This window comes from Dictyobacter arantiisoli (assembly GCF_008326305.1).
In the GTDB taxonomy this organism is placed as follows: Bacteria; Chloroflexota; Ktedonobacteria; order Ktedonobacterales; family Ktedonobacteraceae; genus Dictyobacter; species Dictyobacter arantiisoli.
Genome location: NZ_BIXY01000018.1, coordinates 18,685 through 30,764 on the forward strand (window position 1 = coordinate 18,685; position 12,080 = coordinate 30,764).

11 protein-coding genes are annotated in these 12,080 nt (G+C 47.7%); 8 read left to right on the forward strand and 3 right to left on the reverse strand.

Translation table 11 applies throughout. The features are described 5' to 3' along the window. The first annotated feature begins 17 nt into the window (after positions 1-17). The gene (gene aroF, locus F1593_RS08100) at positions 18-1,097 is read left to right on the forward strand and encodes a 3-deoxy-7-phosphoheptulonate synthase (RefSeq protein ID WP_149401049.1); all 1,080 of its coding nucleotides are present in this window, start codon (positions 18-20) and stop codon (positions 1,095-1,097) included. Between the two features lie 86 nt (positions 1,098-1,183). Here the strand turns inward: aroF and F1593_RS08105 are convergent, their stop codons facing one another. Beyond that, a complete protein-coding gene (locus F1593_RS08105; protein WP_172631960.1) occupies positions 1,184-1,687 on the reverse strand; it encodes a 6-pyruvoyl trahydropterin synthase family protein in 504 nt (167 codons plus the stop codon). A 260-nt stretch (positions 1,688-1,947) separates the two neighbouring features. Between F1593_RS08105 and F1593_RS08110 the strand changes: the two genes are divergently transcribed. The 7 genes from F1593_RS08110 (at position 1,948) to F1593_RS08140 (ending at position 9,345) form a co-directional block, all read left to right on the forward strand. Further along, the gene (locus tag F1593_RS08110) at positions 1,948-2,268 is read left to right on the forward strand and encodes an SCP2 sterol-binding domain-containing protein (RefSeq protein ID WP_149401051.1); all 321 of its coding nucleotides are present in this window, start codon (positions 1,948-1,950) and stop codon (positions 2,266-2,268) included. Positions 2,269-2,470: 202 nt separating this feature from the next. After that, entirely contained in the window at positions 2,471-2,968 is a 498-nt protein-coding gene (locus F1593_RS08115; protein ID WP_149401052.1) for a helix-turn-helix domain-containing protein, read from the forward strand. Between the two features lie 321 nt (positions 2,969-3,289). Then, positions 3,290-5,152 carry a glycoside hydrolase family 15 protein gene (locus F1593_RS08120; protein WP_149401053.1) on the forward strand — a complete coding sequence of 621 codons (1,863 nt, stop codon included), beginning with the start codon at positions 3,290-3,292 and terminating at the stop codon, positions 5,150-5,152. Between the two features lie 690 nt (positions 5,153-5,842). Then, the gene (gene typA, locus F1593_RS08125) at positions 5,843-7,708 is read left to right on the forward strand and encodes a translational GTPase TypA (RefSeq protein WP_149401054.1); all 1,866 of its coding nucleotides are present in this window, start codon (positions 5,843-5,845) and stop codon (positions 7,706-7,708) included. A gap of 331 nt (positions 7,709-8,039) precedes the next feature. Continuing rightward, complete coding sequence (locus F1593_RS08130) at positions 8,040-8,249, forward strand: hypothetical protein (RefSeq protein WP_149401055.1); 210 nt, start codon at positions 8,040-8,042, stop codon at positions 8,247-8,249. A gap of 194 nt (positions 8,250-8,443) precedes the next feature. Continuing rightward, positions 8,444-8,710 carry a glutaredoxin family protein gene (locus F1593_RS08135; RefSeq protein ID WP_172631961.1) on the forward strand — a complete coding sequence of 89 codons (267 nt, stop codon included), beginning with the start codon at positions 8,444-8,446 and terminating at the stop codon, positions 8,708-8,710. Between the two features lie 44 nt (positions 8,711-8,754). After that, positions 8,755-9,345 (forward strand): DUF2085 domain-containing protein, encoded by a 591-nt coding sequence (locus F1593_RS08140; RefSeq protein WP_149401057.1) that lies wholly within the window; start codon positions 8,755-8,757, stop codon positions 9,343-9,345. A gap of 29 nt (positions 9,346-9,374) precedes the next feature. Here F1593_RS08140 and F1593_RS08145 read toward each other — a convergent pair whose 3' ends face one another. Beyond that, positions 9,375-10,493: a Vgb family protein gene (locus F1593_RS08145; RefSeq protein ID WP_149401058.1), complete on the reverse strand. Its 1,119-nt coding sequence runs from the start codon at positions 10,491-10,493 to the stop codon at positions 9,375-9,377. A gap of 33 nt (positions 10,494-10,526) precedes the next feature. Next, positions 10,527-12,032 (reverse strand): tRNA (N(6)-L-threonylcarbamoyladenosine(37)-C(2))-methylthiotransferase MtaB, encoded by a 1,506-nt coding sequence (mtaB, locus tag F1593_RS08150; RefSeq protein WP_149401059.1) that lies wholly within the window; start codon positions 12,030-12,032, stop codon positions 10,527-10,529. Between the last annotated feature and the right edge of the window lie 48 nt (positions 12,033-12,080).

Below are 12,080 nucleotides of genomic sequence, written 5' to 3' on the forward strand. Positions count from 1 at the left end.
TTAAGGAGTATTTATTCATGATTGTCGTAATGAAATCGACCAGTAGCGATGCTGATGTCCAACACGTATTGTCCTTTTTACAAAACCATGGCTTGAGCGGTCACCTTTCACAAGGTGTCGAACGCACAGTTATTGGTGTACTGGGAGCTGTTGGTCCTTCAGGCGCTCCAGGTAGCCTGGGTGGCATTAATCCTTCAATTGGTGAGGCCCTTGAGGGATTGCCGAATGTAGAGGACGTTGTCCGCGTCTCTAAACCCTATAAACTTGCCAGTCGTGAGTTCCATCCCGAAGATACGATTGTTGAGGTCCCTTCTGCCTGTGTAGAGGGCGGTATCGTGCGTATCGGTGGCAAAGAGGTCGTGATGATGGCAGGCCCCTGTACCGTTGAGACAGAGAAACAACTGATGACAACAGCCGCTGCGGTACGCAAAGAAGGTGCGGTTATCTTACGTGGTGGAGCGTTCAAGCCTTCTACATCTCCTTATGGCTTCCGTGGCCTGGGCGAAGAGGGATTGAAGCTCTTAGCCAAGGCTCGTGATGAGTTTGGCATGGCAATCATCACTGAGGTTATGACCCCATCCGATGTCGCAATGGTCTGCGAGTATGCTGATATCCTGCAAATCGGAACCCGCAATATGCAGAACTACATGTTGCTGGATGAAGTTGGTCGCACCCGCAAACCGGTTGTCATCAAACGTGGTATGTCGGCGACCTTCGAAGAATGGTTACTGGCTGCCGAATATATTCTCTCACAGGGCAACCGCAATGTCATTCTGTGTGAACGCGGTATCCGTACCTTTGAGAAGGCTACCCGTAATACAATGGACATCAGTGCCTTCCCATTACTCAAGCGTCTCTCACACTTACCAGTGCTCTCAGATCCCAGTCAGGGTACTGGACGCCGTGATATCGTCGGACCTCTGTCTCTGGCCTCTGTCGCCGCTGGTGCAGACGCATTGCTCGTCGAGGTACATCCCAATCCTGATGAGGCACTCAAAGATGGCGCACAGTCCATCACTATTCCACAGTTCCGTGAACTCATGCCTCAACTCCATGCCGTCGCCGGTGCCATTGGTCGCTCAGTGATTACGAAATAAGAGTTACGGCTATAAGCAACAAAAAAAGAACCTCTGAGCATTGTCTCGAAGGTTCTTTTTTGTTGCCCGAATGGTAAAAATACTCTCTAGCGATTGAATTCTTGCTTGTAGTAAGCCATCTGTGTAGGAGCCTCTTCAACACCAACCATAATTGTATGTAAGTTAGCGCTGGAATATTCGTTAATGATCAATTGATAGAGCTCATTACAAATATACTCAGCCAACAACTCGGCGCTAGAGTTGGCAATCGGCAATGCGACAACATCTGCTCTTGGAAAGATATAATGCTTCTCATGAAATTTGATTTCCCAGGCTTCCGCATGTTGCGTCAGTTCCAGATGAGGATTATGTAAGGGCAATAGGAAACGATGATCCAGGCGTTGACAAATTTCTTTCGTACGCTTTTTGAGTATCGTAAAATCAAAAACGACGTTATCAGCACCCAAATCACCTTCCACCTCAATCAATACCCCATAATTATGTCCATGCAAACGTTCGCATTTACCACTATAGGTGATGAAATGCGCCGAATTAAAATTCAGGTAACCACCCTCTACCTTCACCTTACGCATAATCCTCGTACCAGCCATTCCGGGGCCCTCGTTTTCTCTAGAATCTTTTTGATGCATTTGTACTCTATCACATGCCAGTCCATGGATTTACTAGCTCCACCATCTGATCACGCTTCTGATGACATAAGAATAGCATACCAGCAACAAAAATGACACACAAGAAACCTGGCACCATACTCCGCCTGCCACCGTGCCCAGGCTTCAATGAAACCATATGGTATACTTAAAAAAATTGCGTGGGTACTTCCTGCGTTTGTAAAAAAGGAGATACGCGAAAGATGAAAGTTGTAGATACCTTCCCGGCTCTGCAAAATCTCTTTAATCCAGGTGCGGCGGCAGGCTTAAATAAATCGATACAGCTCCATGTAACGGGCAGTGATGCGGGCGATTATGCCATCCATATCCACGATCAGAAATGCGAACTGGTTCCTCCGGCTTCAGTGAAACCGGATCTGACATTGTCAGTAAGTGATCAGGATTGGATCGCTGTGACGCAGGGACAGTTGGATCCCATGAAGGCATTCCTCTCGGGAAAAATTAAAGCCACTGGCGATATGATGCTGGCAATGAAAATTCCGGCTCTCTTTAAATTACAATAAGCCAGGCCATCTCCAACCAGCAACTTCAACCATGAAAGGTAAATGCTGTTATTCATCAGTATTTATCTTTTTGCTTTCTTTTGCAGCCGCAAAACTGATCAACCTTGCAGTCCAGGAAGGACCTATGGTATACTCCTCTTGACTAAGTAATGTCTTTGCCAGGCACTTCTAGTATACGGCAAACCGTAGAAAGGCGTCCGACATGGTTCTTAGGGGTAGTGAGTTACAACATCATAATCTACAATATCTCAATGGTATGCTAACTACGCATGAGGCAGCCAAACATTTAGATCTCAGTTATTGGCATTTTATGCATCTGGTAGAGGCAGGCCGAATCCCCGGTGTACGGGTTGTTGATCGCTGGCTCTTTTCACCTGACGATTTAAATGATTATAAACGGAGCAAATTTGGGGTGCTGGAAGATCTCGCAAGAGCAGCGCTTGAAAACCCGGATATTGGGCTGACCGATAAACAAGCTGTCATCTGCCATTATCTCCTCGCGAACGAGCGGCCATCTGAAATTGCTCGTAAGCTACAACAATCGCGTCAAGCTGTCCATTCACAAATATCGCTCATACGCGAGAAAGTAACCCGCCAAAAAACCACTTCTTTTTTACCACCTGAAACCACCACAGTAAGGAATATAACGCCACCCATAAAACGCGCCGTACGTAGTAAACGTGCACAAGCCTCACTCTAATTATCTCTATTTTGAGACAATGAAAGCGGCGACATCTCACACTATCAGACAAAATAAGCGCATCCTAAAACTGTATCTCTATTCAAGAACATCTCATGGCTGAATTGCTTAGCAAACAGAATGAGTAAATCCAATATAGATATTTTTAGATGTGCGTGCAAAAGTGGGTAAGAAAAACAGACACCCTCAACTTCCGATGGATGAATACATTCGTGTGGAGTGAACATATACACTCTATTACTAGCCAGATCAGTTGCAGTTCAACTAATTTGAAGAACGGCACGTATCTATACTAAGATCAATCTAGTAATGAGGGGATTTATGGTGCAAGAACGCGCGGCGGCTTTGCCTCAAAAAAATAACACCTATCAACCAATTGAGGATTATGGGGTTATTGGAGATTTGCATACAGTAGCACTGGTAGGGAAAGATGGGGCTATCGACTGGTGCTGCATTCCACGTTTTGATGCTCCAAGTGTGTTTGGTGCATTGCTCGACGTTAACAAAGGTGGTACATTTCGCATTAGTCCAACCTTCGAGCAAACAACTAGCGTTGGACGCCGTCAAATGTATTTGCCTGAAACAAATATTTTGATCACACGCTTTCTAACGGTCGATGGTGTAGGCGAAATTACCGATTTCATGCCGATCAAACAACCAGGATCCAAGGTACTTCAACATCATATTATTCGTGAGGTAAAGGTTGTCCGAGGTTCCCTCCCCTTTGAAGTAGTCTGCACACCAGCTTTTAACTATGCCCGTGACACTCATACCGTCACGCTCTCAGAACATGGCGCGATCTTTCATAGCCAGTCACTTAGTCTGGGTCTGGCCTCAACGCTTCCATTGGAGGAGGATGGCAGGGGCGGTGTACGAGCCAACTTTACCTTGCATCAGAATCAAAGCGCCTATTTTGTTCTGGAAAGCGCCAGGGATCATGATCTGGAACCCCAACCTATTAGCGCACGACGCTATCAGGCTGCCTTTGAGGAAACAATGACATATTGGCAGAACTGGCTCTCACAATGCCAGTATCAAGGCCGCTGGCGTGAAATGGTTCAACGTTCTGCACTCGTCCTTAAACTCCTCACCTATGCGCCTACTGGAGCAATTGTCGCTGCCCCCACAACAAGTCTGCCAGAAACACTGGGGGGAGCACGAAACTGGGATTACCGCTATACCTGGCTGAGAGATGCATCCTTTACGATCTATAGCCTGCTTATCCTGGGTTTCTATCAGGAGGCTGAAGCGTTTATGGGATGGCTGGATGCTCGCTGTCATGAACTCAAAGATAATGGCTCACTCCAACCAATGTATACAATTACTGGTGGACATGATCTCCAGGAATTCACGCTGGATCATCTGGAAGGCTATCGCAAAAGCTCACCGGTACGCATTGGTAACGGAGCATACAAACAGAAGCAATTGGATATCTATGGTGAACTGATGGATTCTATCTTTATCTTTGATCGCCATCAGGATATCTCATATGACCTCTGGCGTAACCTGCGCCGTCTGCTTGATTGGCTGGGTGAACACTGGCAGGAACCAGATGAAGGAATCTGGGAAGTTCGCGGTGGTCAAAAAGATTTTGTTCATTCACGTGTCATGAGTTGGGTCGCCTTTGATCGGGCCGCACGCATCTCACACCACCGTGGCCTGCCAGCGCCCCTCGACCGCTGGAATCAGATTAGTGCCCAGATCTATGAAGAGATTATGGAAAAAGGCTGGGATGCTAAGACTAACAGCTTTATTCAATATTATGGAAGTGATGCCATCGACGCCAGTTCGCTCCTTATGGTGCTCACCAAATTCACTGGACCCACCGACCCTCGCATGCACAGAACCATTAATCGTATCCAGCAAGAGCTCACCAGTGACTCGCATGTCTATCGCTACATTCCCTCCAAAGCTGCCAGTGATGGGCTAGGAAGCACAGAAGGGACCTTTAGTCCCTGTAGTTTCTGGCTCGCTGAAACGCTGGCTCGCTCAGGACGGCTCAATGAAGCACGCCTGGTACTTGAAAAGATGTTGACTTATTCGAACCATCTCGGCCTTTATGCTGAAGAAATCGGCCCAACCGGTGAGGCGCTTGGAAACTTCCCGCAAGCCTTCACTCATCTTGCGCTCATCAGCACCTGTTATAACATGGATAGAGCACTTAACGGCACACTGCTTCGCTAAGAAGGTGTCGGACTTCCATGCTCTCCACGGTCTCTGTGCATGCGTTTTCGCACCTACGGTGCTCAAACATTTTTTAATGTGTGATGGAGAAAAAGTTCTTCGAACTTTTTCTCCATCACACATTAAAAAGGGCGCAGGCGCGCAAGTGCCTGCCTACAAGTCAGTAGCAAGATCCCGCTGGGACTGGAAGTCCGACACCTTCTAACATACTTTTTCGCAGGCAGATATATTCATGCCTACCTGCGAACGAGCCGCAAATTGCTGCGGGAAAGCGGGAATAAAGCGACCGTGACCTTTGTTCTCTTAAGTAGGATACCTTCTCAGGTTTTGATTGAGAACTTTTTGAGAGTTTATCTCAAGCAATTTGTTGCATAGTGTGCGATAATTGACACAGAGGGACCACACAACAGCTATCGCGTTATGTACCGCTCACAGCAGGCGTAATGCACCTTGTCCCCATACATCCTATCTTCATAAAGCATCGATATGCATCGTCTGGATCATATCTTCCATCGCTGTGGATATCTGGTAGTATTCGCGCTCATGCCATAAACGATTGAAAACAAACTTGACGCGAAGCACTAAAACAGGTACAATCCTTCATGGAAGTGTCGGTAAAACCAACTGATCCACCGGGCGACGAAGGCCGTCCGGTTTTCTTAATGCCCTCTAGGAGTAATTGCCAGGAATATGCAAACTATCGAAAACACGAATAACGAGATCCACGAAAACTTAATAGAACGCACCGACATCCGCAACGTCGCGATCATTGCTCACGTTGACCATGGGAAAACCACCCTGGTTGATGGATTGCTAAAACAAAGTCATATCTTTCGTGATAATCAGCAAATGGGTGAGCTGATTATGGACTCCAATGATCAAGAGCGCGAGCGGGGAATTACGATCCTGGCGAAAAATACTGCCATCAGGTATCGTGATGTAAAGATTAATATTATCGACACTCCCGGACACGCCGACTTCGGTGGTGAAGTAGAGCGCGTGCTAAATATGGCTGATGGTTGTATCCTTCTTGTCGATGCCGCTGAAGGTCCCATGCCTCAAACACGCTTTGTATTGCAAAAAGCGTTAGAATTAAACCTCAAACCCATTGTGGTTATTAACAAAATCGATCGTAAAGATGCTCGTATCGATTATGTGATTGAGAAAACACAGGATTTATTCCTGGAGCTGGCTACCGATGATAGCCACCTTGATTTCCCCATTCTCTATGCTATCGGTCGCAATGGCGTGGCAATGTATAAGCCAGATGATGAGCAAAAAGATTTACAGCCACTGTTCGATACTATCGTGAATCATGTGCCCGCTCCTAAAGTGGATGCCGATGCACCGTTCCAGTTATTGGTCACCGCCCTTGATTACGATGACTATAAAGGAAAATATGCTATCGGGCGTATTATCCGTGGTCGCATCAGTCCTAATACTGCGATTGCACGTATTGATCGCTCAGGCGAAGTTTCTCGTCAGAAGGTCAGTCTTGTTTTTAGCTATATTGGTTTGCAGCGTGGTGAGGTTGCAGAGGCCCTGGCTGGCGATATTATTGCGCTGACAGGTGTCGCCGATGTAAATATCGGTGAGACACTGGCCGATATCGATTATCCTGAGGCTCTGCCTTTGATTGAGATTTCTGAGCCGACCCTGAAGATGACTTTTGGTGTAAACACCAGTCCTCTCTCTGGTCGCGAAGGCAAATTCTCAACCTCCCGTCAGATCCGCGCTCGTCTCTATCGCGAACTTGAGACTAACGTCAGTCTGCGCGTCGTGGATGGCAATACACCTGATGAATTTGTCGTATCGGGTCGTGGTGAGTTGCACCTATCGGTCCTGATTGAGACATTACGTCGTGAAGGCTACGAGATCCAGGTTTCCCGCCCAGAAGTGATTACCCGTGAAAGCGAAGACGGCCACTTAGAGGAGCCTGTTGAGCATCTGGTCATCGATACGAAAGATATCTATATGGGTGTCTTGACCGAGGCACTGGCCGCTCGTAAAGCTCAATTGACCAATATGATCAATGACGGCAATGACAATATTCGTATTGAATACGATATTCCTACCCGTGGCTTGATCGGCTTTCGTAATGCCTTCCTGACCCTGACCAAGGGTAATGGCGCAATGAATAGTCTGCTAAAGGGCTTCGTGCCCTGGATGGGTAAGATCAATAGCTCCCGTATGGGTGCAATGATCGCTTCTGAGCAAGGAACTGCCGTCATTTACGGACTGAACAATGCTCAGGTACGTGGTGATACATTCATTGAACCAGGTACACCTGTCTACGAAGGTATGATTATTGGCCTGAATGCCCGTCCCGATGATCTGGTCGTCAATGTCTGTAAAGAAAAGCAGAAAACCAATATTCGCTCTTCTACCTCGGACATTTCAGTACGACTGACACCACCCATTCTGATGAGCCTGGAGCAGTCTCTGGACTTCATCAACAATGATGAACTGGTAGAAGTCACACCAAAGACGATTCGCCTGCGCAAACGCTACCTGACACAGCACGAGCGCTCCCGCATGCGTCCTCATAACGACTAACACCAATCACAAACTAATAAATAACGATCCCATCATTTTCCTCCCTGAAGAGGAAAATGATGGGATCGTTATTTATCCACACACGATGTATCCACTGCTGTCCAGCAATCCTGATAGACATCAGACGCCAGTAGCTGTACGTTTCTGTCTTATCTTCAACCGATTAAAAATAAGACAGAGTTACCAGTATACCAATAAATATGTTTATATATATAGATATATGCCCCGATTAGTAAGGTACACATGACGAACTAGCGCCCACGCCCAGGAACATTGACGTTTCTTTCTAGCGATAAGTACATTGATTACAATGACGGTAATGGGAGGCACTATGGCTAAATCCATACGGGAAGCAGTTTTCGTCCTATCTATTGCGTTACTGGTTACAAGCAGTCCAACCCTCTGGATCAAACCGGCAATAGAGCATACAGCCATACAGGCACAGATTCAGGTCACGCAGGGGGCCAATCAATCCCAGCAGTTTAATAAAGGTGATAGCCGAGGAGTAACCTGTCCACCACCTCCACGTGGTTGCTGGTAAAGTCCAATATCCTATTACACACATGCCCCTTGTCACGCTCAATAAAAATCCTCCTCATTGCCTCAGACAAGGGGCACAACCAATACCTGTTCTTTTATCTACCCTGATAGCCCCAAAAGTATCTTCTGTTTGGCCTTCCATATGCAATATGATATGATATCCATGAAAACTATCACTTGATGGAGCATACAACCGTGGAAGAACAAATTGAGGATCGCCCACTGGTAACATTTTATACCAAAGCAGGCTGCCACCTCTGTGACATGGCTCGTGACGCACTCGATGAGATCGCTTCCCACCTGGAGTATGATCTCGACGAAATTGATATTCGGCGTGACATGGATCTTTTTGAACGCTATCGCTATCGCATCCCTGTAGTGATGCTCAATGAAACCATTATCGCCGAGGGACGTATAGAGTATAGTGATCTGGCAGAAGCATTCGCACTTGAAGATGTGTAAGTAATGAAGCAATAGTCGTAGAGAGAACACACAAGGAAGTCGCAATGGCAACACGATCAATCTTCAAACAAACATACAACGGCTACGCGCCACCGCAAGCACGCCCTATACGCCCTAAATCGCACTTCGAGCGCATCATTGACCGTGGCGGTGACTTCTTAATCGCCTACTGGGCACACATCGTCACCACAGTGCTAGGCATCCTGGTAGGGATCGCCATCGCCATCCCATTCCTCTCTTACATGGGACTCCAAAGTATTTCGAGTCCGCTCTTCTACGTGCTTCATTACGTCTGTGCACAAATCCCCTCACACTCATTCTACATCTGGGGGCATCAGCTAGGACTATGTGCACGCAACTTCTCCATCTATACCTCAATGTTTCTGGGCAGCCTGATCTTTGTGCTGAGCAAGAAACGCCTTCCCGGCATCCCATGGTGGCTCTGGATCATCATGATCCTGCCAATGGCCTGGGATGGTACCTCTCAGATGTTCGGTCTGCGCGAAAGCGACTGGATATTGCGCATGGTCACCGGCACGCTCTTTGGACTGGGAAACATCTGGTTTGCCCTGCCACTGATGCATAAAAGCATCATGGAAACAATCCCACCCACTCCAATGCATCAACAGGTATAACCCAGACGCCCACAACATACTTCAGAATTTCATGATGGTTGAAGCGTCCCAAGCTGGTTAGCGGCGGATTCAGTGAACCAGAGGGCATGGTCTGGAGCTATGGCAATACCAAGTGGAGTGCTATTGGGCGTAGGAATGGGGTAGGAGGTGAAGCTTTTGCTGCTGATATCAAAGCGCATAATGGCGTTAGCGGCGGATACGGTAGCCCATAGTTCGTTGTTTGAGGGTCCTGCCACCAGACCATAGATTCCATTAATCCCCTTTCCGGTAGCCGGCGCTGGATAGATGGCGAAATTAGCTGTGTGTGGATTGAACTGAATGAGGTTTGAGGTGTTGAAGGTTGTAATCCACAGTGATCCATCGGGGCCACTGATGATTTCCATCGGGGACATGGCGATGGATTGTGCATCAGCTGGCAGATTGTAGGTGTGAAGTGCGCCAGTCTGAGAATCTAAACTGCCAATTTTGCCAGTTCCCGATTCGGTGAACCAGATAAGACCTTGCTTGTCGATGGTGAGGCTATATGGGCTAAGCGTCTGGGTGGTGCGCGGCATTGTCAATGGATAGTGAGTAAAGGTGCCAGTTTTACTATTGAGCATTCCCAATGCATCAGCATTCATTTCAGTAAACCAGATATTGCCCTTGTGGTCAGCAATCAGTTCATTGGGGGCAACGGGCAAGCTGAGTGTATGAGCTTTGTTGTTTTGATCAGTGGTTGTGATCTGAGGCAACTGATAGGTTGTGAAGTGCTTGCGCACGGGATCATAACATCCAATATAGTTGGCACTTTGTTCAACATACCAGATACTGCTATCGGACGCTACCAGCACCCCCATGAGTCCACCCTGAGCATGCGGAGGATGAATCTGGCTGAACGCTTTGCTACGTGGATCAAAGCTGGTCAGATAGTTCTGGCCCATTTCACTGAACCAGACCCGCCCCTGCTGATCGATCGCTGGACGCATCAAGCCACTTTTATCCTGCGGAAGAGGATATTCGCTGAATCTTCCACTGCCGCTTTCTAAATTGGCAGCCTGATTGCTCTGGACACTATGCGCTACCGGTTGGCTGAGCGTGGCTGCGGTGTCACGGCAAGCCAGCAGTAGTAGCGCGATTGCCAACAGGCAAATGGATAGATATCCATGCATAAGAATGCGTTTTTTGTTGGGGCTATCCAATAGTTATCCAATATAGGTTCCATGAACGCCATCGTCAACCAGATAGTCGAGACGAGCGTTAACAAGAGTATGTTGCCAGCCATCCGCATTTTCCGGCAGACCATTGACTTCAACCCGAATATAATTGTCGGTTAAACCTTCCCATTTGCCACGCTTGAATTGCTCAATCAAAACGGGAATAGTTTGTCCTAAGAATTGTTCGCGAAACTGACGGCTATGAATCTCATGTAAATCGAGCAAACGTTGGCTGCGCGCCTTCTTATCAACATCCTTAATCTGACCACGCATACGCGCTGCTGGTGTTCCCTGCCGGGCCGAGAAGCGGAAAACATGGGATTTCGCAAATGCTAGCTCCTGAGCCAACTGATAGGTTAATTCAAAATCTTCATCCGTCTCACCAGGGAAGCCTGTAATAATATCCGTGCTGATCGCAATCCCAGGGACCATTTGCTTGGCAGTCATAATAATGGTGCGATAGCGCTCGCTATTATAGCGACGTGCCATCCGACGTAGAATCACATCCGAGCCACTTTGCATAGGCAGGTGCAGATGACGGCACATACGTGGATCAGCCCACATCTCCAGCCACTCTAACTGAAAATCTTCCGGCTCAAGCGAAGAGACACGAATACGAGGAATCTCGGTCTCGCGTAACAGGGTCGCAATCAAATCACCAAGATCCAGTTTCTCATTCTCATCAGGATGATAGTCTCCCAGATGGATGCCAGTTAATACGATTTCCTGGTAGCCCGCCCGCGCTTTGCGCTGTACATTTTCAACTACAGACGCAATACTGCGGCTGCGGGATTTACCACGTACATAGGGCACGATACAATATGTGCAGCGATTATCACAGCCATCCTGAACTTTCATTTGTACACGTGTGCGTGAAAAGATGCGGCTGTTTGCCTGTTCGGTCATCTGTGCGCTATCGGTAAATGGAGACAATTGAGCGGGATTATCGGGTAGAGGCTCATCCTCTTGAACCTGGAAGCTCAATACATTATCACTTCCGATATGTTGTGTATCCAACGCTAAAACAGGTAAAGCTGTCCGTCGTGGAGCTTTTTCCGCGTCTGTTATGGCTGAAGGCTCCATCACCCCTTCCGTAAGGGAAGGCGCGGCTACCTCCTCCTGACCCAACGTATTCATCTTCTCGCGAATAGTCGTAATTAAATCATCCTTGCCAGTATTGCCCACAACCAGCTTTACACCTGGCAAAGCCGCTACCCCCTGCGGATTTAATTCGGCATAACAGCCAGTGACCACGAGAAGGGCGTCAGGTTTGCGACGATAAGCCTGAGCAATCAACTGGCGTGAACTCCTATCACCCAGATGAGTCACAGTGCAGGTGTTCACAATATAAATATCCGCAGACTCCTCGAAGTCGCGTTGTGCGAAGCCAGCAGCACTCATCTGATCGCTGATGGACTCACTATCTGCCTGGTTGACCTTGCAACCCAGGGTTGTAACGGCAAACGTCGTTTCCTGTGCTAATTTCTCGGACATACTCACTCTACTAGTTTCTGGCTTATCTATGAACGCATCATAGCTCTA